The organism is Microbacterium sp. SORGH_AS_0862, assembly GCF_030818795.1.
GTDB lineage: Bacteria > Actinomycetota > Actinomycetes > Actinomycetales > Microbacteriaceae > Microbacterium.
In genome coordinates this window covers 2,221,630-2,244,639 of record NZ_JAUTAY010000001.1, presented here as the reverse complement: position 1 = coordinate 2,244,639, position 23,010 = coordinate 2,221,630, and the positions used below count along the sequence as shown (strand labels likewise).

The window sequence follows — 23,010 nt, the reverse complement described above, 5'->3', positions numbered from 1 at the left end:
CCCCTCGCCGACATACTCAGAAATCAGCGACGGGCCCGCGCGCGGCGGCTCAGGAGCCCTGATCGAGCCCCGACAACGCGGAGGGCAAGCGCAGCAGCGCACCTTCGAAACGGCAGGTCGCGGCCGCGACCTCCATCGCCGTGTCCACCAGTGTCGCCCACGCCGCCTCGTCGCTCGGATGCTCGGACAGCAGCGATGCGACCGCCGACGACAGCACCGCGTCGCCCGCACCCATCGTGTCGATGATGACGCCGGGGACGAAGGCGATCGGACGTTCGATCGCGACCACATCCGTGACGACGCCCGCACCCTGCGCGCCGCGCGTGGTCAGGACGGCCACGGCACCGATCTCCCGCATCCGGTCACGCACGGTGTCCAGCGATGCCGCGTACAGGAGTTCCGCATCGTCGTCGCCGATCTTCACGAGGTCGGCGAGCGCGGCGAGCGCCTCGAAGCCCTCGACGAATGCAGCCCGGTCGTGCATCATCCCCTCGCGTGGGTTCGGGTCGACCGCGAGCAGCCCGTCCGCGGCGCGAACCGCATCCGCGAGCTCGGCGGCCTGCGCGGCGTCGTCGAATGGGAAGCAGCTGACGACCGTGATCGCCGCATCCGAAATCACACGACGCTCCTCGTCGCCGAAGTGGATGCGGCGGTTGCAGGCCGCCTCGTTGAACACGTAGACCGGTTCCCCGCCGGCGTTGCGGGTGCTGACCGCGCGCGACGAGCCGTGCGGCGACGGGTTCGCTACCAGCTCGACGCCGAAGTCATCGAGATAAGCGCGGATGCGGTCGCCGGGCTCGTCGTCGCCGACCATCGCGATGAGTGTGGTGGGAAGCCCCAGACGAGCCAACCCTACGGCCACGTTCAGGGCCGCTCCCCCGACGAACTCGCGCACTCCGGTGTCGTCGCGCAATTCGTCGATCAGCGCGTCTCCGATGACGGCCACCCGTCCTGCTGCGGTCATGCCTGCTCCCCCTTCACGCGCCCGACGAACGCTTCAGCCCGTGCGCGTGTGCCGTCGATGCGGCGGTCGACGCTCGCCCGGATCTCGCTCGGCGCGAGGGGGGCCGCCAACCGCACGGTCTCGTGGCACGACAGATCGGCGCACATGTACGTTCCCACACTGTCACCGCTCTCCCCCGCCTCGCCCGCCCGGCGCGCGGTGAACAGCGCGACCTGATCGCCGGGCTGCATCGTGTGGCACAGGTTGCACATCGCCGATCGCGCACGGCCGTTGCCCTCCGCGGCGCGGAGCACCACGCCCGCCGGCCGCCCCTCGGACTCGGTAACCAGGTAACCCCGGCCACGCGAGCGCGGGTCGCGCCACGCCAGGAAGTCGAGGTGGTCCCAGTCGGTGAGCAGGAAGTCGTGCGGCATGGCGGCCACCCGCACTTCCTCCGGCGCGGCGTTCACGAACGACTCGCGCACCTGTTCCTCGGTCAGAGCCCGCATGACACAAGTCTACGAATCGACACGGACGCCGGATGCGGGCCGCATCCGCCCATGGAAGAATCGCGGCATGGCAGATTCCTCGTTCGACATCGTTTCCAAGATCGATCGGCAGGAGGCCGACAACGCCCTGAACCAGGCCCGCAAGGAAGTGGAGCAGCGTTACGACTTCAAGGGCACGGACGCCTCCATCGAGTGGAGCGGCGAGTCGATCCTCATCAAGGCCAACAGCGAAGACCGCGCGAACGCGGTGCTCGACGTCTTCCAGACCAAGCTCATCAAGCGCGGCATCTCGCTCAAGAGCCTGGAGTCGGGCGAGCCCACTGCGAGCGGCAAGGAGTACCGGATCGTCTCGACGCTGAAGGAAGGCATCTCGCAGGAGATCGCGAAGAAGATCGGCAAGATCATCCGCGACGAGGGCCCCAAGAGCGTCAAGTCCCAGATCCAGGGCGACGAACTGCGCGTGCAGTCGAAGTCCCGCGACGACCTGCAGGAAGTCCAGCGACTGCTCAAGGCCGCCGACCTCGACGTCGACCTGCAGTTCACGAACTACCGGTAAGCCAGGTCTGAAGGACTTTCTCGTCACAGGTCGGCGGCTGCGACGTCTTCCTCGGTGACCGCACCTCGCGGTCGCATCGAAAGGAAGACCATGACCTCCCCCGTCACCTCGCTCGACCAGCTGCCCGCCGAGTTCGCCCGCCGCTTCAACGCGCGCGACCTCGCCGCCCTCACCGCTCTCAACGCCCCCGGCGCCGTCTTCGTGCCCGCCCCGGGTCAGCCGGTCACGGGCGACGAGGCGGTCGCGGGCGCGCTGGAGCAGTTCCTCGCGATCGGCCTGCCGATCTCGATGGCCGTGCGCAACGTGTTCGTCAACGGCTCCATCGGCCTTGCGATCGCCGACTGGAAGCTCGAGGGAACCGCCGCCGACGGCAGCCAGGTGTCGCTCGGCGGCAGCACGGCCGACGTCGCCGTCTACGACGAGGAGCACGGCTGGCGGTACGCGATCGACAACCCCTTCGGCACCGTCTGAGCGCGCGCCGGCGGGGGCGGTGGCGATGGGTCGCCGTCCCCGCTCGCCGGCGGCGTCGGTAGGATTCTGCGACGTCCTCCCGAACGGATGAACTCCCTCATGTCGCCAGCATCCCCCGCCTCGTCCCGCACGCACGCCGCCCTCGAGGCGATGATCCGCTCCGACCCGCAGCGACTGCGTCGGCGATCGATCTCGCTGGGCGTCGATCCGTCCGATGCAGACGATGTCGCGCAGGATGCGGTCATGCGCGCCTGGCGCGCAGTGGAGCACATCCACTCGCCCGAGCCGGGGCAGATGTGCTCGTGGCTCGACGCGATCGCCCGGAACGCCGCCTACGACCTCGCCCGACAGCGGCGCCGGCATCCCGTCGTGCCGATTGCCGACGACCGTAGCGACGACGCCGACACCGCCCTCGACGTCGAGACGCGGCTCCTGCTCGCCGGCGCGCTGGCCGCCATCAACGACCTCCCGGACGAACTTCGCCGGCCCCTTCTGCTGAGTGTCGTCGACGGCCTGTCCAGCACTCAGATCGCCGAGCAGCTGGGCCTGACCGCCGCCGCTGCGCGTCAGCGCGTGGCCCGCGCCCGCAAGGCGCTCGGAGCCTGCCGTAGGGCGGGCATGGAGGAAGCCGGCTAGGTGACTCCGCACGCCCCGCGTGAGAACGTCATGAGAGTCGTTTCACATTCCACCGACACCCGCTGCGGGGTGAAAGCCTGGGGCGAAGCAACACCGCGCGCCGGGGATGTTCGGGTCATCGTCGTCGCGTGAAGCGCGATGTCGTGTCGTGTAGCCCCTCCCCTTCGCGGGAGGGGCTTTCTCGTGCCGCGACGGCGGTGCCGTCAGGCGGTGAGGTGCGAGATCAGGATCTGCGTGCCGATGCCGATGAGCACCAGGCCGCCCACGATCTCGGCCGGACGACGGAAGCGGGTGCCGATGCGATGCCCGATGAGCACCGCGGCGAACGACAGCACGAAGGTCACCAGGCCGATCGCGATGACCGCGATCCACACCGGGAAGTTGAGGAACGCGAAGCTCAAGCCCACGGCGAGCGCGTCGATGGAGGTCGCGACGGCGAGCACGATCGTCTCCCGCGTCGAGAGCCGGGCACTTCCGGCCTCCGCGCCGTCCTTGTCGGGCGTCAGCGCCTCCCACAGCATCTTGACGCCGACGGCGGCGAGCAGCGCGAAGGCGACCCAGTGGTCGAACGGCTCGATGAACGCGGCGAACGCGCTGCCGAGCAGGTACCCGAGCAGCGGCATGAGCGCCTGCGCGAGACCGAAGGCGAGCGCGAGCACGAGGGCGTTGCGGACGATCTGCGAGCGTAGCTGCAGCCCCTTGCCGAGGGCGACCGCGAAGGCGTCGGCGGAGACGCCGACGGCGAGCAGAGGCAATGCCCAGAACGACATGACGCTCCTGATGTGATGGCGGGGAGATGCGGGCGATCGCCCGCGTCATCCAGCCTGCCGATTTCGGAAAACCGAACTCAACTCCACGACACGATTGTCAGCTTTTCGGGCTCCCAAACATCAGTGGAAGCGTGCGCGCGCCCACTGCTCGAGCTCCGCGTACGCGACGCGCCGCGGCTCAGGCGCCGAGAGGAACACGTCGTGCACCGCCCCCTGGATGCGCGCGACCGTCACGAGCGGACCGAGCTTGAGCGCGGCTCGCGCGATGTCGTCGACAACGAGCACGGAGTCGGTCGAGGTCATCTGCTCGCTCCAGCGGATCGGCGACGACGAACGCGCGGAGAGCAGGACGAACGCGGGCGCCCCCACATCCACGCCCGCGGCGATGCGCGCATGCCCCTCCAGCACGGCATGCAGCCAGCCGGGATGCGTCGCGAAACCCTGCGCCGGACGCCACTGCTCGCGGTAGCCAGGGATCGGCAGCACACCCAGCTCGGTCTGCGCCCGCGTATAGAACCCGAGGTCAACGACGGGCTGCGACCCGCGGGGCTGAACGCGCGCCCGCGCCTGGATGAGGGGCGCGATGGCCTGGCGCCCGAACGACCCGATCTGGAACTCCAGCCACGGGCTGTTGAGCACGACCGCGGACGCGGTCCCCGGGTGGCGTGCCGACCACAGCGACAGCGTCAACCCGCCCGTGGAATGCCCGAGGAGCACGAGACGTCTGTTGCCGCGCGGCCCCATCGCGGCGAGCGCCGCCGAGATGTCGGCGTCGTACTCGTCGAGGCTGTCGGCGTAGCCCGGAACCTGTCCCTCACGCAGGCTCCGACCGTACCGGTGGAGGTCGAGGGCGTAGAAGCGCGCACCGAGCCGGGCCCAGAAACGCGCGAGCTCGGTCTGGAAGAAGTAATCCGACCACCCGTGGACGTACAGCACGTCGACGTCGCGGAGGGGCGCGACCAGCCGTCCGACCGGATGCGGCAGGTGCCGCACGAGGGTCGCCACCAGCGGACCGTCGTCCGCAGGAAGATCCAGTGGCAGGGTCAGCTGCGCGAACCCGGGCCCGAGGATGTCGGGGACCCAGGCGCTCATGTCGCCAGCCTAGCGATGCACGTCCGGGAAGCGCCCGATCGGTCGCGAGCTCACTCGCCGCGCGAGATCGCCACCATCTCGTCGCGGGGCACGACCTTGATGCGCGCACGCTCCGCGGGCGCCCCGAGGGCGATCTCGTGCTCATCGAGGCGGTGCCACCCCTCGAGGTCGGTCCAGCGCACACCGCGCTCGGCGAGCAGGGCCGGGACCGCCTCGGGGGAGGCATCCTCGGGCTGCCACCACGAGGCCTGGCCGTTGATGAGGTGGCGCACGGTCTCCATCGCGTCGGACTTGGTGTGACCGATCAGCCCCACGGGTCCGCGCTTGATCCAGCCGGTCGCATAGACGCCGGGGACGACCTCGTTCGAGTCGGGGTGCAGCACCTGGCCCTCGAGGTTCGGGATGACTCCGTGGCGCTCGTCGAACGGGACGCCGGGAAGCGGCGAGCCGAAGTAGCCGACCGCGCGATACAGCTGCTGGATCGGGACCTCGCGCAGCTCGCCCGTGCCGGCGACACCGCCCTCGCCGTCGGGACGCGTGCGCTCGTAGACCAGCGCCGCGACGCGGCCCGCCGCATCCTTCTTGACCTCGACGGGCTTGGCCCAGAAGTGCAGGTGCAGGCGCCGAGACGCCTCACCGCCGGCGCCGTTCGCACCCGGACGCGTGCGCCACTCCTGCAGCACGCGGTCGATGACCTTGACCTGCTTGTTGCTCGCGATCGCGGCGAGCGAAGCCTCGTCGTAGTCGAAGTCCTCGTCGTAGACGACCATGTCGACGTCGCGCAGCTCGCCGAGCTCGCGCAGTTCGAGCGGCGTGAACTTCACCTGGGCGGGGCCGCGGCGCCCGAACACGTGGACGTCGGTGATGGTCGAGGCCTCGAGCCCCGCGTGCACGTTGTCGGGGATCTCGGTCGGCAGCAGGTCGACGGCATGCTTGGCGAGCATGCGCGTGATGTCGAGCGCGACGTTGCCGTTGCCGATGACGGCGACCGAGGAGGCGTCCAGAGGCCACGTGCGCGGCACGTCGGGGTGACCGTCGAACCAGCTCACGAAGTCCGCGGCGCCGTAGGAGCCCTCCGCGTCGATGCCGGGGATGTCGAGGTCCGCGTCGCGGATCGCCCCGGTGGCGAAGATCACCGCGTTGTAGTGCTTCTTGAGGTCGTCGAGGGTGATGTCCTCGCCGAAGCGCACGTTGCCGAACAGGCGGATGTCACCGCGGTCGAGCACGTCGCGGAGGGCCGTGATCACGCCCTTGATGCGAGGGTGGTCGGGCGCGACGCCGTAGCGAACGAGACCGTAGGGAGCGGGGAGGTGCTCGAACAGATCGATCGAGACGTCGAACGCCCGCTCGGCCTTCAGCAGGATGTCGGCCGCGTAGATGCCCGCGGGTCCTGCGCCGACGATGGCCAGCCGGAGCTTGGTCATGGGAGTCCTTTCGAGGGATACAGCGGCGTCAGTGGCGACGCCTCGAGCGCTCTGGTTCGCAGGCGCGGAGATCAGCTGCTGCGGTCGGCGACCGCGTCGGCGAAGCGCGTGAGCGCCTCGCGGACCGCACCGCGCGGGAGCGGCTCCAGGGCGGCGACCGCCGCATCCGACCATTCGTGCGCGAGCGCCAGAGTCTGCTCGGTGGCGGCGTGTTCGCGCAGCTCGGCCAGCGGATCGTCCAGCAGCGCCGGGTCGGCCCCGTCGGCGATCTGCGCGACGCCCGCGTCGATGCGCGCGAGCAGGTCGACGGATGCGGGATCGTCGAGGCGTCCGAGCAACAGGTACGGCATGGTGGGCACGCCCGCGCGCAGGTCGGTGCCGGGCACCTTGCCGGTCTCTGCCGCATCCGCCGAGAGGTCGATGACGTCGTCGAGCAGCTGGAAGGCCACACCGACCTTCTCTCCGAAGGTCAGCAGGGGCTGTTCGTACGCCAGGGGGGCGTGCGAGAAGAGGACACCGGCCTGCGCGGAGGCCGCGATGAGCGAGCCGGTCTTGTCGCTCAGGACCTGCAGGTAGAAGTCGACGGGGTCATCGCCCGCCTGCAAACCGACGGTCTCGTGCATCTGGCCGAGCACGAGCCGCTCGAAGGTGTCGGCCTGCAGCTTCATGGCCTTATCGCCCAGACGCGACATGATCTGGCTCGCGCGGGAGAACAGCAGGTCACCGGTGAGGATGGCGACGCTGTTGCCCCAGACGGAGTGCGCGGCGGGCACGCCCCGGCGCACGTCCGCACCGTCCATGACGTCGTCGTGGTAGAGCGATCCGAGGTGGGTCAGCTCGAGAGCGGATGCGGCGTCGATCACCTGCTCGTTGACGCCGTCGCCCAGCTGCGCGGTGAGCACCGTCAGCATCGGACGCACGCGCTTGCCGCCGGCCTCGTAGAGGTAACGGCTGGTGGCGTCGGCGAGCGCATCGGCCACGTGCAACTCGTCGGCGAGATGGGCCTCGACCTTGGCCAGGCCGTCTTCGACGGTCTTCTGCAGTCGGCGGGAGACGGGACCGGCGAAGACACGGTCGGCGAGGCCGAGTCTGCTCGCGAGGTGCGCGCCAGGCGCAGAGGGGCTCCGTGTCACTCCTCTAGCCTACCCGCGGGCCGGAGAGGCTCGACCCGCTGTGAACCGTCAGTTCGCTGCGGGATCGACGAACGGCGCACGCGCGCGATGCAGCGCCACGATGCCGAACGTGAGGTCGCGGTGCGCGACGTCGACCCAGCCCGCATCCCGGATCCAGCCGCTGAGCGTGCGCTGGTCGGGCCAGTCCTTGATCGACTCGTTGAGGTAGTCGTAGGCGTCCGCGTTCGAGCTGAGGCCGCGGGCCACGACGGGCAGGACGCGGTCGTTGTAGAAGCGGTAGAGGTCGGCGAACAGCGGGTGCGGCGGATGCGAGAACTCGCAGACGACGATTCGGCCGCCGGGCTTGGTCACGCGGCGCATCTCGGCGAGCGCCGCGTGGGGGTCGTTGACGTTGCGCAGGCCGAACGAGATCGTGACGGTGTCGAACGACGCGTCCTCGAACGGGAGGGCGGTGGCATCCGCCTCCTGGAAGGTGAGGTTCATGATGTGCCCGTGGCGCCTGACGCCCTCGGCGATCATGCCCGGCGAGAAGTCGGCGGCGACCACCTCCGCTCCGCTTCGGGCCAGCGTCACGGCGCTCGCGCCGGTGCCGGCGGCGAGGTCGAGGATGCGCTGCCCGGCGCGCGGCGCGATCGCGCGCGTCGCCGCGACGCGCCAGAGTCGGTCGTTGCCGAGGCTGAGCACCGTGTTGGTGCGGTCGTAGCCGGCGGCGACCTCGTCAAACATGCCGCTGACACGGCCCGGATCCTTGCCGAGGTCGGCGCGGTGCTGGTCAGGGCTCTCGCTCACATCACCAGCCTACGGCGTGCGTGCGCACCCCTCTCGCTGGGCCTTCCTCGAGCGGGGCGAGTCTAGGCTGGGAGGGTGATTCGTGCCTCGCGTCCTCGGCTGCTCGTCGAGACCCGCGAGATCGACCCGATCGACGATCTGCTCGCCTTCACCGACCCCGCTCGCCCCCTCGTGTGGCAGCGCCGGGGTGAGGGCATGGTGGGTCTCGGCGAGCCGCTCGCCCTCCCCTTCGCCTCCGATGCCGACGCGCGCGCCGACCGCTGGCGCGAGCTCGCCGACGCCGCCGTCGTGGACGACCCGCTCGAGATCCCCGGCACGGGCCTCGTCGCCTTCGGCGCCCTGCCCTTCGACCGCCGCTCTGCACGGCCCGGCGCCCTGCTCGTTCCTCCCGTCGTCATCGGACGCCGCGACGGGCGCTCTTGGCTCACCCGCATCCGATGGAGTGACGATGCCGCCCTCGCTCCGGCGGCGACGCCCTACGGTGCGCACTGGTCCGCGACCCTCGGCCCCGGCCGTCAGCACCCCGCCGGCTACATCGCCTCGGTGCGCGAAGCCGTCGCGGCGATCGCGGCGGGCGAGGTCAGCAAGGTCGTCCTCGCGCGAGACCTCGCCGGCACCGTGCCCGCCGGCTCCGACCTGCGCCGCCTCGTGCGCGCCCTCGCATCCGGCTACCCCGACACGTGGGCCTTCGCCGTCGACGGACTGATCGGAGCCAGCCCCGAGACCCTCGTGACCGTCGAGCAGGGCACCGTCACCGCCCGCGTCCTGGCCGGCACCACGGCACGCGGCACGGATCCGGATACGGATGCGGCGGCCGCCCTGGCCCTGGCCACGAGCACCAAGGATCAGGACGAGCATCAGTTCGCGGTGCGCAGCGTTCTGGCCGCGCTCGACCCGCACACCCGAGCGCTGCGCTCGAGCGAGCAGCCGTTCACACTCAAGCTGCCGAACGTCTGGCACCTGGCGACGGACGTCGAAGGTGCGCTCTCCGACACGGCGTCGTCGCTCGACCTCGTCGCGGCGCTGCACCCGACGGCCGCCGTCGCCGGCACCCCCACGCCGGCGGCGCTCGATGTCATCCGCCGCCTCGAGCCCTTCGATCGCGGTCGCTACGCCGGTCCGGTGGGGTGGATCGACCAGGCCGGCGACGGCGAATGGGCGATCGCGCTGCGGTGCGCACAGTTCGACACGCCCGACTCGGGTGGTGACGTCTCCCTCACCGCCTATGCCGGCGCAGGGATCGTCGCCGCGAGCGATCCCGAGTCCGAGCTGCTCGAGACGCGGGTGAAGTTCCGACCGATCGTCGAAGCTCTGGCCTGAGCGCTCAGCGCTCCAGCGGCACCTCGATGAGCTGACGGCCGCCGGCGGGGGAGGTGAGCGCCTGGTCGAGCGCCGCCCGCGTCGTGATCCGGCGGTACTCCCACCCGTAGGCGAGAGCCAGGTGCTCCAGTCGCACCGACTGCGGCGTGTACTGCACGCGGTCGATCGCGGCCGCATCCGCGACGCTCGCGACTTCGAGCCCGTCGAAGATCGTGCCGCCGCCGTCGTTGCCCACGATCACCTGGATGCGCGGCTCCGCCTCGGCCGCCGGCAGCAGCAGGGCTCCGACGTCGTGCAGCAGGGCGAGATCGCCCAGCAGCACTCGGGTCACGCCGGGGCGCCCCTCGTCCTGACTCGCGATCGCCACGCCCGTCGCGGTCGCGATCGTGCCGTCGATGCCGGCGAGCCCGCGGTTCGCGTGCACCGGAACCTTCTTGCCGCCCAGCACCTGATCGGCGACGCGGACGAGGCGGGAGGACCCGAAGACCAGCCGGTCGTGGGGCCAGCTCGCGCGCCACACGGCATCGACGAGCGCCGCTCGATCGAGCGGGGCGCGCAGCACGTCGAGTTCCGCGGAGACCGCCGACAGCCGCTCGCGCGGCACGGCGGAGGCCAGGCCGTCCGCGTCGGGCGCGGGCGGCGAAAGATCGACAGATGCGGCACGGGACGCCCGCATCCACTCCCCCAGCCACGCACGATCGGCGTCGCCGGACGCCACGGCGACCGCGTCGACGGCCGTCGTGCGACCGTTGAGGTTCAGCGGCTCGCCGGGACCGCGGATCGCGACGACCTCGACATCGTCGCGACGCAGCAGAGCGGTGACCTCACGGCTCAGCGTCGGATGCCCCCACACGACGACACGCTCGACGCGTCCCCCGAGCTCGGGGTCCGACAGCGCCTGCCGGTAGCCGTGCACGAGCAGGCGGCCGAACCGGGCCCCGCTGACGATCTCGGCGATGAGCGGCCAGCCGCCCTCGTGCGAGACACGCTCGGCGTCGGCTCCCGCATCCGCTCCCGCGATCACGACCGTACGCGGCCCCTGCGCCAGCAGCAGCGGAGCGGCTCCGGGCTCCGCGGGGACGTCGGACTCACCGATTCCGCCGCCGCCCTGATAGAGCGCTCCGGATGCGGGCTCCTCCTCCTGCGAGCCAGCCGACTCGTCAGCGCCGGAGACGGCGAACCAGGCGGGAAGAGCGCCTGCCAGAGGCTCACGGACGGGCAGGTTGACGTGCACGGGACCGGCGGGGCGCGTGCCGGCGCCCAGAGCGGCGTCGAACGCGTCATCGGCGAGCCGGCGGAACATGCGGCTCTGCTCGGACGAACCGTCCGCGTCGATCGCGTCGGGCACCGGAGCGTCGATGTCGAGGCGGGTGGCGGGATGGAACAGCCCCGGTTGCCGTGTGGTCTGGTTCGCCCCGACGCCGCGCAGCTCCGGCGGTCGGTCGGCGGTGAGCAGCAGCAGCGGGACGCCCGCGTGATGCGCCTCGAGCGCGGCAGGCATGAGGTTCGCGACGGCGGTTCCGGACGTGCACACCACAGCCGCGGGGACACCGGATTCTCGTCCGATCCCGAGGGCGGTGAAACCCGCGACCCGCTCGTCGATGCGCACGTGCACCCGCACGCGTCCCGATGTCTCTGCGGCGGCGGCGACCAGCGCGAGCGCCTGCGACCGCGAACCGGGGCTCACCACGATGTGCTCGACGCCGCGTTCCATCAGCTGCGCGAGCAGGGCCGCAGCCGCATCCGTCGCCGGCGCGCGACCGGCGTCTTCGGGCGTCGTCATCTCAGCGCGGCTCGTCCTCGTCGGGCCGATGCGGCGCGGGCCGCTCCGGCGCACCGGGCGCCTGGTCGTCGGAGTCGAGCTGGGCGAGCTCCTCCTCGAGACGGCGGATGCGCTCGTCCTGGTCGCTGATCGAGCCGATCGTGCGGAGGAAGTCCGGATCGTCGTCGGGTGCCCGCCGCACCGGTGCCGCGTTCTTGCGCGCGCGCCCGGTCACGAACCACAGGATGCCGCCGACGACGGGCAGCAGGATCACGATGACCATCCAGGTGCCCTTGCTGACGCCGCGGTGACGCGTGGCCGGTTGCACCGCGCAGTCCACGACCGTGTAGACCCAGAAGACGACGGCAACCAGCGCCAGAATGAGCAGGAGCCGGACCATTCCCCCATCCTAGGCCGCGTGGCCTGCACGGGCCCCGAGAGCGCAGGCACCCGACGCGTAGGATGAGGGGGTGAAGGCCCGTCCCGCGATCGTCTATTCAGTGCTGCGCGTTCTCGCGTTCCTCGTGCCGTTCGCGATCCTCATGCTCTTGCCCGTGTTCCAGGAGCTGTACTGGCTCGCGGCCATCTTCGCCGCGCTGATCGGGCTGAGCCTGTCCATCCTCTTCCTGCGCCGGCCCCTGGCGGAGGCGACGGCCGATCTCGGCAAGCCCCGCGAGCCGCGCCGCCCGCTCGGTGCCGACGACGCCGAGGCCGAAGACGCCGCATCCGGGGACTGAGCCCTCAGCCCTCGCGCACCCGCCGCGTTCCGGGGCGGACCATCGCCGTCTCGTCGGGGGTGTCGAAACCGAACTGCCGATACAGGCCGTGCGCGTCGCCGGTGAACAGCGTCCAGCGGAACTCGGCACCGGGACCTTCGTCGATCATGGTGCGCACGAGGAGCTTGCCGGCGCCGGCGCCGCGTGCGGCGGGATCGACGACCACGTCCGCAAGGTACGCGTCATTGACGAACGCCACCGATGCCAGTACACCTCGCTCGAGAGCATCCGCCAGATCCAGGCGCGGTCGAGGCGAGCCGGATCGGTGTCCGCGACGAAGACCATGGTCGTCCGCCGCTCAGCCGTGGAGAGCCCAGAAGACCAGCGCCGCGTAGGCCAGCGAGCCGAGCGAGGTGAGACTCAGCGCGACCACCAGCTCCTTCGGCTCGCGATACGTCCACACGATCAGCACCGCGGGAAGCACCAGCAGCAGCACGAGCAGCGTGAGCCACGCGGGCGGGTAGAACAGCGCCAGGAAGATCGAGATCGCGAAGGGCACGAGCACGATCACGGTGAACAGCACCTGCGTCGCCCGCTTGCCGATTCGCACGCTCAGCGTCTTCTTGCCGGCCTTCTTGTCGGGCTCGATGTCGCGCAGGTTGTTGGCGAGCAGCACGGCGCAGGCGAACAGGCCCGCGGCGACCGCGCCGAACCAGGCCTCCTGCGGCAGCGCCTGCACCTGCACCCAGGTCGTGCCGAGGGTCGCGACGAGGCCGAAGAACACGAAGACGACGACCTCGCCGAGCCCCGCGTATCCGTAGGGCCGCTTGCCGCCGGTGTAGAACCACGCACCGATGATGCAGACGGCTCCCACGGCCAGGAACCACCACTGCTGGGTGCGGATGGTGAGCGCGAGCCCCGCAAGCGCGGCCAGGGCGAAGAAGGTCAGCGCGACGATCAGCACGGTGCGCGGCTTCGCCTTGCCGGCTCCCCGTCAGACGAGCCGGTCCGACGCGGAAGTCATCCGTGCCGCGCACGCCGTCGCTGTAGTCGTTGGCGAAGTTCACGCCGATCTGCAGGAGGACGGCGACGGCAAGACATCCGAGCGCGAGCAGCCAGTGCAGGGCGTTGTCGATCACGAGCGCCGCCCCCGTCCCCAGCAGCACCGGGGAGACGGCGAGCGGGAGCGTGCGGAGCCGCGCACCCTCGATCCAATCCCCCGCGCCTGTGCGCCGCACCGGGCGCGGACCGACCTGCGCGCGCGCCTTCTGGGGGTTGCCCGAGACGCCGGGTCGCTTCTTCTTGGTCTTACTGGCCACGAGCAGTAATCCTATTGCGGCGGGATCAGCGCTCGATGAGCGCACGAAGCGCGCGGCGGTCCGGCTTGCCGCTGGACAGCAGCGGGACGCTCGCGACCACCTCGATGCGGTCGGGTCGCGCCGGCGCTCCGAGGTCGGCGCCGACCGCGGCGCGCACCTCGTCCAGGCGCGCGGGATGCGGCCGCTTCCCCCGGCACGACGACGACGGGCGTCTCGCCCCACCGCTCGTGCGCCGCACCCACCACGACCGCGTCCGCGAACCCGGGGAGTCCGCGCACGACGCGCTCGACCCGGTCGAGCGACACGTTGACCCCGCCGGAGACGATCACGTTGTCGAGACGGCCGGTGACCCGCAGACGACCGTCGTCGAACGAGCCGGCGTCTCCCGTGCGGTACCAGCGCTGCCCCGCGACGTCACGGACGAAGGCGGCGGCCGTGCGCTCGGGATCGTCGCGGTATCCCTCGGCGAGCATCGGTCCCGACAGCTGCACCTCGCCGTCCGCGATCCGCACGCGCACACCGTCCAGCGGCACGCCGTCGTACACGCATCCGCCGCTCGTCTCACTCGCCCCGTAGGTGCGCACGATGCGCGCTCCGAGGGACGCGGCCCGCTCGCGCACGGCATCCGGAAGCGCCTGTCCGCCGACGAGGATCGCCTCGAACGAGCCGAGCGCATCGCGCACCTCGGGTGCGTCGGCCGCGGCGATCAGCTGGCTCACCTGCGCCGGGACGAGCGAGGTGTAGGTCGGCGTGCGTGCGCCGTGCGAAGCGGAGGCCATGCCCCGCGCGGCGGCGACGAAGCCCTCCACCGAGAAGTGACCCTCGAGGACGGCCGGTTCGTGCCCGGCCAGCAGCGAGCGTACGAGAACCTGCAACCCGGCCACGTAGGTCGCGGGCAGCGCCAGCAGCCAGGCGCCCTCCCCGATCCGCGCGGCGGTGGAGCTCGCGCTCGCGATGAGAGCGCTGCGGCTGAGCAGCACATCTTTCGGGTAGCCGGTCGACCCCGAAGTCGTGACGACCGCGGCGACCCCCGCCGGCACGGGCACCGGCGCTGCGCCGCCGAGGTGCACGGCCGGGCCGGCGCCGTCGAGCGCCGCGCGCACCGCCCCCAGCACCCCGCGGGCGCCGGGCGCCGAGGGGGGCCGGGCGGTCAGTAGTGCCACGGGTAGGGCGACCAGTCCGGTTCGCGCTTCTCGAGGAACGCGTCCCTGCCCTCGACCGCCTCGTCGGTGCCGTACGCCAGGCGGGTCGCCTCGCCGGCGAAGACCTGCTGCCCCACGAGCCCGTCGTCGACCGCGTTGAAGGCGAACTTCAGCATCCGGATCGCCGTCGGCGACTTGGTGAGGATCGTGCGCGCCATCGCGATGGCCTCGCGTTCGAGGTCGGCGTGCGGGACGACACGGTTGACCGCGCCCATCTCGTACGCGCGCTGGGCCGAGTACTCCTCCGCCAGGAAGAACACCTCGCGCGCGATCTTCTGACCGACCTGACGGGCCATGTACGCCGAGCCGTAGCCCGCGTCGAAGGAGCCCACATCCGCGTCCGTCTGCTTGAACCGGCCGTGCTCGGCCGAGGCGATCGACAGGTCGGAGACGATGTGCAGCGAGTGGCCGCCGCCCGCCGCCCAGCCGGGGATCACGGCGATGACGACCTTCGGCATGAAGCGGATCAGGCGCTGGACTTCGAGGATGTGGAGGCGTCCGGCCCGTGCCGGGTCGGCCACGGCGGTCTCGTCGTCGGAATACTTGTAGCCGTCGCGCCCGCGGATGCGCTGGTCGCCGCCGGAGCAGAACGCCCACCCGCCGTCCTTCGGGCTCGGGCCGTTGCCTGTGAGTAGGACGACCCCGATGCGCGGGTTCTGGCGAGCCGCATCCAGCGCGCGGTAGAGCTCGTCCACCGTGTGCGGACGGAACGCGTTTCGCACCTCGGGGCGGTCGAACGCGATGCGTGCGATGCGGCCGTCGTGCGAGACGTGCGCCGTGATGTCGGTGTAGGAATCGGCCCCTGGGGCGAGTTCCCACTCCGCAGGGTCGAAGAGTTCGGAGACGCCCACGCTCAGCCGTTCTTCGCGTCGCGCCAGCGCAGCCAGCGGCGAGCGATCTCCGGGTCGTAGTCGGGGCCGTTCAGTCCCAGCGTGAAGGTGCGCACACCCGCGGCGAACAGCGCGTCGGCGTACTCCTCGTCGCGATCCTTGAGCTCGTTCGAGATCACGAGCTTCGAGACGTCGCGCCCCTCGGTCTCGGCCCACTTCTCGATCACGCCGACCTTGTGCGCGATGTCCTCGGGCGCGACGAAGCTGTGCCAGATGTCGGCGTGACGTGCGACCAGACGCAGGGTCTTCTGCTCACCCGCGCCGCCGATGAGGATCGGGATGCGGCGGGTCGGCGCCGGGTTCAGCTTGCCCCAGCGCGTCGTCACGCGCGCGAGGCCGTCGGCGAGGTCGTTCAGACGCGAGCCCGCGGTGCCGAACTCGTAGCCGTACTCGTCGTAGTCGCGCTGGAACCAGCCCGAGCCCGTGCCGAAGATGAACCGTCCCTCGCCGCCCTTGGCGCTGATGTGGTCGATCGTGCGGGCCATGTCCGCCTGCAGGTCGGGGTTGCGGTAGCTGTTGCAGTTCACGAGCGCACCGAACTCGACGCGCTCGGTCTGCTCCGCCCACGCGGCGAGCATGGTCCAGGACTCGAAGTGCGCGCCGTCCGGGTCGCCGTGCAGCGGGTAGAAGTGGTCCCAGTTGAACAGGATGTCCACCCCCATGTCCTCGAACCGCACGACGGCGTCGCGGATGTCGGAGTAGGCGGCGTGCTGCGGCTGGAGCTGGAGCCCGAGGCGGACCGGAGTATCGAGAAGAGGCATGCCGTCAGCCTACGACCGCACGCACAATGGAGCGGTGACTCCCGCGCTCGCCGACATCCGCTCGAACCTCCACGTCGTCGCGCTTCCGCTGCGCACCCGCTTCCGCGGCATCGACGTGCGCGAGGCGCTCCTGTTCGAGGGGCCCGCCGGGTGGGCGGAGTTCTCCCCGTTCACCGAGTACGACGATGACGAGGCGGCGACCTGGCTGTCCGCGGCGATCGACTTCGCCTGGAATCCGCAGCCGGATGCGGTGCGCGCCCGCATCCCGGTCAACGCCACCGTTCCCGCCGTCCCCGCATCCGCGGTGGCGGAGGTGCTCAGCCACTTCGACGGCTGCCGCACCGCGAAGGTGAAGGTCGCCGAAGCCGGGCAGACCCTGGCCGACGACGTCGCGCGCGTCGCCGCGGTGCGCGAGGCGATGGGGCCGGCCGGCCGCATCCGCATCGACGCGAACGGCGGGTGGAACGTCGACGAGGCGGAGCACGCGCTGCGCGCACTCGCCGAGTACGACCTCGAGTACGCCGAACAGCCGTGCGCGAGCGTGGCGGAGCTCGCCGAGCTCCGCTGGCGCGTGCATCGCTCGGGGATCGACATCGCCGCCGACGAGAGCGTGCGCAAGGCCGTGGATCCGCTGCGCGTCGCCCGGGAGCAGGCGGCCGATCTGCTGGTCGTCAAGGCGGCGCCGCTCGGCGGTGTGCGCCGGGCGCTGCGGATCGTCGCGGATGCGGGGCTTCCCGCCGTCGTCTCCAGCGCACTGGACACCTCGGTGGGACTCGGCATGGGACTCGCCCTGGCTGCGGCACTGCCCGAGCTGGACTACGACTGCGGGTTGGGGACGGCGTCGCTGCTGGCGGCCGACGTGACCGCTGAGCCGCTGCGCGCCGCCGGCGGCGCGATCGAGGTGCGGCGCGCGGTGCCGGACGCCGACCTGTTGGGCAGCTATGCCGCCCCGTCCGCCCGCCGCGTCTGGTGGGAGGAGCGCCTCGAGCGCTGCTACGGCCTCGTCAGCGGCGCGGAGCTCACTCCGCGTCGGTGACCGCCGCCGCCAGCATCGCGGTGCGCTGGGTGAGCAAATCCTTCGCGGCCAGGGGGGCGAGGCCCGAGATGACCGAGAAGGCGCAGGTGGCGTCCCAGATGTCGAGCACCAGGCGCGCGAACTCGATCGCCGGGATGCGCAGCCGCAGTCGGTACGTACCCGCGATGTCGCCGATGATCTCCGCGACCCGCTCCGCCATGGCGGCCTCCCAGCCGAGGTAGGCCTCGGCGAGCCGCACGTCGCGCATCGCGTTCGTGCGGATCTCGCTCATCAGCACGACACCCGTCGGTCCATCGGTCCCGACGTCGAGGACGCTCGTGACGAGTTCGGCGACATTGCGGTCGACCGAGGTGTCCTCGCCGAGTTCGCGCACCCGCTCGGTCACCTGCTCCAGCTTCTGATCGGCGACCTGCTGCATCAGCCCGAGCAGCAGCTCCTCCTTGGAGGCGAAGTTGGAGTAGAAGGCGCCGCGCGTGAAGCCGGCACGCTCGCAGATCGCCTCGACGGATGCGCCTTCGAGGCCGAGTTCCGCGAAGACCTCGGATGCGGCGGCGAGAAGCCGCGCGCGGGTGTTCTCCCGGCTTCGGGGCACGGCGGGTTGCGTCACGATCTCTCCTTCCACCACGTCCATGTGGCTCTCATCGATCGCCCAGGTTCACCACGGAGGCGACTCTAGGATACACAGTTGTATCGGATACACTCCCGTATCGAACCCGCCCGATCACCTCGACCCACGGAGGCGCCGGTGTCCACGCTCCTGTACTCGCTCGGCCGCTGGTCGTACCGTCGCCCGTGGCGCGTGCTGATCGCATGGCTCCTGCTGCTCGTTCTCGCCGGCGGCGGCGCCGCCGTGTTCTCGCAGGGCACCGACAACAGCTTCTCGATCCCCGGCACCGAGTCGCAGGCGGGGCTGGAACAGCTCTCGCGCACCTTCCCCCAGGTCAGCGGCACGAACGCGCAGTTCGTCGTGGTCGCCGCCGACGGCACGAAGATCACGGACGACGACTACCGCACGCGCATCGAGGACACGATCTCGACGATCGAGAAGCTCGACGGGGTGCTCGCGGTCACCGACCCCTACGACGCGTCGATCACCGGCAGCATCTCCGACGACGACAGCGCCGCGATCGTGCGGATGCAGTTCGACGGTCAGGCGACCGACGTGCCGGAGTCCACGCGCACCGATCTGCAATCCACCGTCGACGCTTTGGAGCCCGAGCTCCCCGCAGGATCACAGGTCGCGCTCGGCGGCGACCTGTTCGCCGTGTCGCTGCCCGGCGTCACCGTGACCGAACTCGTCGGCCTGCTGATCGCACTCGTCGTGCTGATCGTGACGTTCCGCTCGTTCGTCATCGCGGGACTTCCGCTCATGACGGCGGTCCTGGGGGTCGGCCTGTCGATGGCGCTCATCTTCGTGGCCACGGCCTTCGCCTCGGTGTCCTCGACGACGCCGCTGCTCGCACTCATGCTCGGCCTCGCGGTGGGCATCGACTACGCGCTGTTCATCATCTCCCGGCATCAGGATCAAGTGCGAAGCGGCGCGGACCCCGAGGAATCCGCGGCCCGCGCGACCGGCACCGCCGGCTCCGCCGTGCTCTTCGCCGGGATGACGGTGCTCATCGCGCTCATCGGCCTCGGCTTCGCCGGCATCCCGTTCCTGACGACGATGGGCGTCGCGGCGGCCGTCGCCGTCGCGATCGCCGTACTGGTCGCGGTCACTCTGACCCCCGCGATGCTCGGCTTCGTCAAGGGTCGCGTGCGCGGTTGGGGCCGGCGCGACCGCCGCCGGGCGGATGCGGCCGCTCCCGAGCGGCGCGGCTTCTCGGCGCGGTGGGTGGGCATGGTGACGCGCCACCCCGTCGTGACGAGCGTGGCGGTCGTGGCGGTGCTCGGCGCGGCGGCCATCCCGGCGACGAGCCTCGCGCTCGCTCTCCCCAACGCCGGTCAGCTGCCGAAGGGAGACCCGGCCCGCGTCGCCTACGACCTGACGAGCGAGCACTTCGGCCCGGGAGCCAACGGCCCCCTCATCATGACCGGGACGATCGTGACCTCGACCGACCCCCTCACCCTCATGAAGGATCTCGGCGACGAGATCTCCCGCATCCCGGGCGTGAAGGAGGTCGCCCTTGCGACCCCGAACCAGGCGGCCGACACGGGCATCGTGCAGATCGTGCCGGAGACTGCGCCGGACGACCCGGCCACGGCCGAGCTCGTTCGCGACCTCCGCGCCCAGCACGATCGTCTCCTCGACGAGTACGGCGTCGATCTCCAGGTCACCGGATTCACGGCCGTGGCCATCGACATCTCCGACCGCCTGTCGGCGGCGCTGCTGCCCTTCGGCATCTTCGTCGTCGGGCTCTCCCTCATCCTCCTGATGATCGTCTTCCGCTCCATCTGGGTGCCGGTCAAAGCGGCGCTCGGGTATCTGCTCTCGGTCGCCGCCTCGTTCGGCGTCGTCGCGGCGGTGTTCGAATGGGGCTGGTTCGCCGATCTCCTGCACGTGGCGCGTGTCGGGCCCGTCATCAGCTTCATGCCGATCGTGCTGATGGGCGTGCTGTTCGGTCTCGCGATGGACTACGAGGTGTTCCTCGTGTCCCGGATGCGGGAGGACTTCGTGCACGCCCGCCGCGACAACCCTCATCGCCCGGCACGCGAGATCGCGCTCGAGGCCGTACGCAGCGGCTACACCGCATCCGCCCGCGTGGTGACGGCGGCCGCCATCATCATGTTCGCCGTGTTCGCGGCCTTCGTCCCCGAAGGCGATTCGAACCTCAAACCGATCGCCCTCGGACTCGCGGCGGGAATCGCCATCGACGCGTTCCTCGTGCGCATGACGCTCGTCCCGGCCGTCATGGCGCTGCTCGGAGACAAGGCCTGGTGGATGCCGAAGTGGCTGGAGCGCGTCCTGCCGCACTTCGACATCGAGGGCGAGGCCGTCGAACGAGAGCTCTCGCTGCGCGAGTGGGCGAGCACCGGTTCGGCCGTCGTCGCCGACAAGCTCGCGCTGCGCACCGACACCAGGCCCGTGTTCGGTCCGGTGGATGCGACCGTCGATCCGGGTGAGGCGCTCGTGGTCGCGGCGGAGGATCCCGCCGCGACGCACGCGCTGACGCTCGTCCTGGCGGGCCGGCTGAGCCCGAGCGACGGACGCCTGCGCGTGGCGGGCCACCTGCTGCCCGAGCGCGGCGCCTGGGTGCGGGCGCGCGCCGGGATGGCGCTGCTGGCCACCGCATCCGACCCCGTCGACGACCTCCGACACGCACTGTCGGGCACGCCCGCCGTCGTCGTGGTCGACGGCATCGACCGCCTCGAGCGGCTGCCCCACCCCGAACGCGACACGGCACTGGCGCTGCTCCGCGATGCCGCGGCGCGACGGCTCACGATCGTCGCCACCGCCGTCGGGTCCGCATCCGACATCGCCGCCGCGCGCACGCTGCTCACCGACGCCGGATATCGCACCGGCGAACCCGTCACCCTTCCCACGGCTCCCGCGGAGGTGCTCGCATGACCGTCCCCATCGAACGCTCCCACGCCCGACGCCCCGTCACCTGGCTGACGGTCCTCGGGATCGTGCTGCTGCCCGTCGTCATCGGCGGGCTTCTGGTAGCCGCTCTCTACAACCCGGTCGAGCGACTCGAGAACATGTCGGCGGCGATCGTGAACGACGACAAGCCGGTGGAGATCGACGGGCAGCTCGCTCCGCTCGGACGTCAGCTCACCGCGGGCCTCGTCGAGGGTTCGTCGGACGTGCCGAGCAACATCGACTGGACGATCTCCAACGATGAGGATGCGGCGGCGGGCCTCGCCGACGGCACCTACAGCGCGGTCATCACGATCCCCGAGAACTTCTCCGCCGCCGCCACCTCGACCGCCCCCGGTTCGACTCCGGAGCAGGCGACGATCTCGGTCGAGAGCGCACCGGACGGGCGCGTGGTCGACCAGGCGATCACAGCACAGATCACGCAGACGGCCGCATCCGTGTTCGGCAGCGCCGTCTCGAAGCAGTACCTGACGAACGTGCTGCTCGGTTTCACGACGCTGCACGATCAGCTGGGCGACGCGGCGAGCGGCGCGCAACAGCTCGCCGACGGTTCGGCGAGCGCAGCTCAGGGCGCGACCGAGCTGTCCAGCGGTGTCGGTCAGCTCGCCACGGGCGCCGACCAGCTCGCCTCCGGCGCCTCGCAGGCTGCAGCGGGCGCCGCGGCACTGCCCGGGGGCGCGCAGCAGCTCGCCTCCGGCGCACGCCAGCTCTCCGACGGTGCCGGCACTCTCGCGGCGGGTCTGGACGCCGCATCCGACGCCGTGGTGAACCAGGACCTCAAGAACGCGGCGGCCGCCACGACGACGGCCGCGAACAGCGCCCTGACGCAGACGCAGAAGCTCGGCGCGACGCTCGGCGGCCTCGTCCAGGAGTGCTACGTGACGTACGGCCCCACGGCCGCCCTGTGCGCTGATCTGCTCGCCACGATCGGCGACGCCGAGAACCCCGCCCCCGGCACGGTCGCGGGCATCGGCACGGCGGCGGGAACTGCCGCGGGCTACGGCCAGGGCACGGCCGACGGCATCGACAAGCTCATGACGGACACGAGCGCGGGCATCGCGCAGGCCGCCGCCGGTGCGCGCGACCTGCAGTCCGGCGCGGGCGGCCTCGCCACCGGCGCGGACCGGCTCGCCGTGGGCGCGGCCCAGCTCTCGGGCGGCGTCTCTCAGCTGGCCGGCGGTGCGAGCGCGCTCGCGAGCGGGGCGGACCAGGCATCCACCGGCGCGACGTCGCTCGCCGACGGCGTGGACCAGCTCTCGAGCGGTGCGGGCTCGCTCGCGAGCGGACTCGACACGGCCGTCGATCAGGTCCCGACCTACACCGACGAGCAGGCGCAGCAGACCGCATCCGTCGTCGCCGAGCCGGTCTCGGCGCAGGGCATCGGCTCGAACCTGTTCGGCGCGGCCGCCATCCCGTTGCTCACCGCCCTGGTGCTCTGGTTCGGGGGTCTCGGGTCGTACGTGGCGTTCCAGGCGGTGTCCGCGCGGGCCCTCACGAGCCGCCGGTCCTCGGTGACGCTCGCACTGCGCGCCTTCGCCCCCGGAGCCATCCTCGGCGCCGTGCAGGGTCTGCTCGTGGCCGGCGTCGTGCAGCTCGCGGCGAGCTACGACTGGGCGGACTGGTCGATCTTCGCGGCGATCTGCGTGGTCGCCGGTGTCGCCTTCGCCGGCGTGAACCAGGCTCTCGTGGCCGTCTTCGGCGGCGCAGGCCGGTGGATCGGGGCCATCATCGGCGCCTTCGTCGTGGCCACGGGGGTCGTCTCCACGGTCCCGGGCGTGCTGACCTCGATCGCCTCCGTGCTGCCGGTGCAGCCCGCCTACGCCGCGATGCTCGGCGCCCTCACGAGCGCCGGCGGGGTGACGGCCGGCGTCACGGTCCTCGTCGTGTGGCTGCTGCTGTCGCTCGTGGCGACCACGATCGTCGTCTCCCGTCGCCGCACCGTCTCGGCCCGCGCCGCCCTCGCCTGACCCGAGGGTCGACGGGGCCGCGCGGGTTGACCCCGTGCCCCCGGTCGGAGAAACGCGCTCCCGTCGGAGCATCGAGGCCGCATCCTCCGACATTCGACGGGTACTCCGACGCGCGGACGAGCGGGACGCCGGCGGATGCGGCCGCTCGGCCCCGCACAGCAGCGTGCCCCGGC

21 protein-coding genes and 2 pseudogenes are annotated in these 23,010 nt (G+C 71.4%); 8 read left to right on the top strand and 15 right to left on the bottom strand.

Translation table 11 applies throughout. The features are described 5' to 3' along the window. Positions 1 to 49 precede the first annotated feature (49 nt). Positions 50 to 964 (bottom strand): PfkB family carbohydrate kinase, encoded by a 915-nt coding sequence (locus QE377_RS10930; RefSeq protein WP_307322948.1) that lies wholly within the window; start codon positions 962 to 964, stop codon positions 50 to 52. Then, entirely contained in the window at positions 961 to 1,452 is a 492-nt protein-coding gene (locus QE377_RS10925) for an FBP domain-containing protein (RefSeq protein ID WP_137417903.1), read from the bottom strand. Before QE377_RS10925 ends, QE377_RS10930 begins: the two co-directional genes overlap by 4 nt. Before the next feature lie 67 nt (positions 1,453 to 1,519). Between QE377_RS10925 and QE377_RS10920 the strand changes: the two genes are divergently transcribed. The 3 genes from QE377_RS10920 (at position 1,520) to QE377_RS10910 (ending at position 3,115) form a co-directional block, all read left to right on the top strand. Then, positions 1,520 to 2,008 carry a YajQ family cyclic di-GMP-binding protein gene (locus tag QE377_RS10920; RefSeq protein ID WP_137417904.1) on the top strand — a complete coding sequence of 163 codons (489 nt, stop codon included), beginning with the start codon at positions 1,520 to 1,522 and terminating at the stop codon, positions 2,006 to 2,008. Positions 2,009 to 2,098: 90 nt separating this feature from the next. After that, positions 2,099 to 2,479 (top strand): nuclear transport factor 2 family protein, encoded by a 381-nt coding sequence (locus QE377_RS10915; RefSeq protein WP_307322942.1) that lies wholly within the window; start codon positions 2,099 to 2,101, stop codon positions 2,477 to 2,479. Between the two features lie 99 nt (positions 2,480 to 2,578). After that, the gene (locus QE377_RS10910) at positions 2,579 to 3,115 is read left to right on the top strand and encodes a sigma-70 family RNA polymerase sigma factor (protein WP_307322939.1); all 537 of its coding nucleotides are present in this window, start codon (positions 2,579 to 2,581) and stop codon (positions 3,113 to 3,115) included. A gap of 203 nt (positions 3,116 to 3,318) precedes the next feature. Here the strand turns inward: QE377_RS10910 and QE377_RS10905 are convergent, their stop codons facing one another. The 5 genes from QE377_RS10905 to QE377_RS10885 form a co-directional block, all read right to left on the bottom strand. Continuing rightward, positions 3,319 to 3,885 (bottom strand): manganese efflux pump MntP family protein, encoded by a 567-nt coding sequence (locus QE377_RS10905; RefSeq protein ID WP_307322936.1) that lies wholly within the window; start codon positions 3,883 to 3,885, stop codon positions 3,319 to 3,321. Positions 3,886 to 4,005: 120 nt separating this feature from the next. Continuing rightward, positions 4,006 to 4,977, bottom strand: coding sequence for an alpha/beta hydrolase (locus tag QE377_RS10900; protein WP_307322934.1), 972 nt, complete (start codon positions 4,975 to 4,977; stop codon positions 4,006 to 4,008). Between the two features lie 50 nt (positions 4,978 to 5,027). Beyond that, positions 5,028 to 6,401, bottom strand: coding sequence for an FAD-dependent oxidoreductase (locus QE377_RS10895; RefSeq protein ID WP_307322932.1), 1,374 nt, complete (start codon positions 6,399 to 6,401; stop codon positions 5,028 to 5,030). 71 nt (positions 6,402 to 6,472) lie between these two features. Beyond that, positions 6,473 to 7,534 carry a polyprenyl synthetase family protein gene (locus tag QE377_RS10890; protein ID WP_307322930.1) on the bottom strand — a complete coding sequence of 354 codons (1,062 nt, stop codon included), beginning with the start codon at positions 7,532 to 7,534 and terminating at the stop codon, positions 6,473 to 6,475. 48 nt (positions 7,535 to 7,582) lie between these two features. Then, on the bottom strand, positions 7,583 to 8,260 hold the full coding sequence (locus QE377_RS10885) for a class I SAM-dependent methyltransferase (RefSeq protein ID WP_307325964.1): 678 nt from the start codon (positions 8,258 to 8,260) through the stop codon (positions 7,583 to 7,585). 141 nt (positions 8,261 to 8,401) lie between these two features. Between QE377_RS10885 and QE377_RS10880 the strand changes: the two genes are divergently transcribed. Beyond that, positions 8,402 to 9,643 (top strand): isochorismate synthase MenF, encoded by a 1,242-nt coding sequence (locus tag QE377_RS10880; RefSeq protein WP_307325961.1) that lies wholly within the window; start codon positions 8,402 to 8,404, stop codon positions 9,641 to 9,643. A 4-nt stretch (positions 9,644 to 9,647) separates the two neighbouring features. Here QE377_RS10880 and menD read toward each other — a convergent pair whose 3' ends face one another. Next, positions 9,648 to 11,426, bottom strand: a complete 1,779-nt coding sequence (menD, locus tag QE377_RS10875; protein ID WP_307322928.1) for a 2-succinyl-5-enolpyruvyl-6-hydroxy-3-cyclohexene-1-carboxylic-acid synthase — start codon at positions 11,424 to 11,426, stop codon at positions 9,648 to 9,650. Between the two features lies 1 nt (position 11,427). Beyond that, a complete protein-coding gene (locus QE377_RS10870) occupies positions 11,428 to 11,805 on the bottom strand; it encodes a PLD nuclease N-terminal domain-containing protein (protein WP_307322926.1) in 378 nt (125 codons plus the stop codon). A 70-nt stretch (positions 11,806 to 11,875) separates the two neighbouring features. Between QE377_RS10870 and QE377_RS10865 the strand changes: the two genes are divergently transcribed. After that, positions 11,876 to 12,142, top strand: coding sequence for a DUF4229 domain-containing protein (locus QE377_RS10865; RefSeq protein WP_307322924.1), 267 nt, complete (start codon positions 11,876 to 11,878; stop codon positions 12,140 to 12,142). Positions 12,143 to 12,146: 4 nt separating this feature from the next. On the opposite strand, the gene QE377_RS10860 is transcribed toward QE377_RS10865, so the two are convergent. The 5 genes and pseudogenes from QE377_RS10860 to QE377_RS10840 form a co-directional block, all read right to left on the bottom strand. Further along, positions 12,147 to 12,380: a GNAT family N-acetyltransferase gene (locus QE377_RS10860; RefSeq protein ID WP_307322921.1), complete on the bottom strand. Its 234-nt coding sequence runs from the start codon at positions 12,378 to 12,380 to the stop codon at positions 12,147 to 12,149. A gap of 99 nt (positions 12,381 to 12,479) precedes the next feature. Beyond that, positions 12,480 to 13,440, bottom strand: a pseudogene (locus QE377_RS10855) (1,4-dihydroxy-2-naphthoate polyprenyltransferase). Between the two features lie 25 nt (positions 13,441 to 13,465). Continuing rightward, positions 13,466 to 14,594, bottom strand: a pseudogene (locus QE377_RS10850) (AMP-binding protein). Then, on the bottom strand, positions 14,591 to 15,493 hold the full coding sequence (locus QE377_RS10845; RefSeq protein ID WP_373459528.1) for a 1,4-dihydroxy-2-naphthoyl-CoA synthase: 903 nt from the start codon (positions 15,491 to 15,493) through the stop codon (positions 14,591 to 14,593). The pseudogene QE377_RS10850 and the gene QE377_RS10845 overlap by 4 nt, the downstream one beginning before the upstream one ends. Positions 15,494 to 15,495: 2 nt before the next feature. After that, a complete protein-coding gene (locus tag QE377_RS10840) occupies positions 15,496 to 16,293 on the bottom strand; it encodes an LLM class F420-dependent oxidoreductase (protein ID WP_307322914.1) in 798 nt (265 codons plus the stop codon). A 34-nt stretch (positions 16,294 to 16,327) separates the two neighbouring features. On the opposite strand from QE377_RS10840, the gene QE377_RS10835 reads away from it, so the two are divergent. After that, positions 16,328 to 17,329: an o-succinylbenzoate synthase gene (locus tag QE377_RS10835; RefSeq protein ID WP_307322911.1), complete on the top strand. Its 1,002-nt coding sequence runs from the start codon at positions 16,328 to 16,330 to the stop codon at positions 17,327 to 17,329. Here the strand turns inward: QE377_RS10835 and QE377_RS10830 are convergent. After that, positions 17,313 to 17,936 carry a TetR/AcrR family transcriptional regulator gene (locus tag QE377_RS10830; protein WP_307322908.1) on the bottom strand — a complete coding sequence of 208 codons (624 nt, stop codon included), beginning with the start codon at positions 17,934 to 17,936 and terminating at the stop codon, positions 17,313 to 17,315. The genes QE377_RS10835 and QE377_RS10830 overlap by 17 nt on opposite strands. 138 nt (positions 17,937 to 18,074) lie before the next feature. Between QE377_RS10830 and QE377_RS10825 the strand changes: the two genes are divergently transcribed. Together QE377_RS10825 and QE377_RS10820 are read left to right on the top strand one after the other, a co-directional pair. Beyond that, positions 18,075 to 20,837: an efflux RND transporter permease subunit gene (locus tag QE377_RS10825; protein WP_307322906.1), complete on the top strand. Its 2,763-nt coding sequence runs from the start codon at positions 18,075 to 18,077 to the stop codon at positions 20,835 to 20,837. Further along, positions 20,834 to 22,837 carry a YhgE/Pip domain-containing protein gene (locus QE377_RS10820; protein ID WP_307322904.1) on the top strand — a complete coding sequence of 668 codons (2,004 nt, stop codon included), beginning with the start codon at positions 20,834 to 20,836 and terminating at the stop codon, positions 22,835 to 22,837. Before QE377_RS10825 ends, QE377_RS10820 begins: the two co-directional genes overlap by 4 nt. Positions 22,838 to 23,010 lie beyond the last annotated feature (173 nt).

What these genes read in the sequence shown, in the direction of transcription:
- QE377_RS10870 (WP_307322926.1), bottom strand. Translation starts at nt 11,805, where the DNA reads ATGGTCCGGCTCCTGCTCATTCTGGCGCTGGTTGCCGTCGTCTTCTGG.
- QE377_RS10900 (WP_307322934.1), bottom strand. Translation starts at nt 4,977, where the DNA reads ATGAGCGCCTGGGTCCCCGACATCCTCGGGCCCGGGTTCGCGCAGCTG.
- QE377_RS10930 (WP_307322948.1), bottom strand. Translation starts at nt 964, where the DNA reads ATGACCGCAGCAGGACGGGTGGCCGTCATCGGAGACGCGCTGATCGAC.
- QE377_RS10915 (WP_307322942.1), top strand. Translation starts at nt 2,099, where the DNA reads ATGACCTCCCCCGTCACCTCGCTCGACCAGCTGCCCGCCGAGTTCGCC.
- QE377_RS10920 (WP_137417904.1), top strand. Translation starts at nt 1,520, where the DNA reads ATGGCAGATTCCTCGTTCGACATCGTTTCCAAGATCGATCGGCAGGAG.
- QE377_RS10885 (WP_307325964.1), bottom strand. Translation starts at nt 8,260, where the DNA reads ATGTTTGACGAGGTCGCCGCCGGCTACGACCGCACCAACACGGTGCTC.
- QE377_RS10820 (WP_307322904.1), top strand. Translation starts at nt 20,834, where the DNA reads ATGACCGTCCCCATCGAACGCTCCCACGCCCGACGCCCCGTCACCTGG.
- QE377_RS10925 (WP_137417903.1), bottom strand. Translation starts at nt 1,452, where the DNA reads ATGCGGGCTCTGACCGAGGAACAGGTGCGCGAGTCGTTCGTGAACGCC.
- QE377_RS10895 (WP_307322932.1), bottom strand. Translation starts at nt 6,401, where the DNA reads ATGACCAAGCTCCGGCTGGCCATCGTCGGCGCAGGACCCGCGGGCATC.
- menD (WP_307322928.1), bottom strand. Translation starts at nt 11,426, where the DNA reads ATGACGACGCCCGAAGACGCCGGTCGCGCGCCGGCGACGGATGCGGCT.
- QE377_RS10905 (WP_307322936.1), bottom strand. Translation starts at nt 3,885, where the DNA reads ATGTCGTTCTGGGCATTGCCTCTGCTCGCCGTCGGCGTCTCCGCCGAC.
- QE377_RS10910 (WP_307322939.1), top strand. Translation starts at nt 2,579, where the DNA reads ATGTCGCCAGCATCCCCCGCCTCGTCCCGCACGCACGCCGCCCTCGAG.
- QE377_RS10840 (WP_307322914.1), bottom strand. Translation starts at nt 16,293, where the DNA reads ATGCCTCTTCTCGATACTCCGGTCCGCCTCGGGCTCCAGCTCCAGCCG.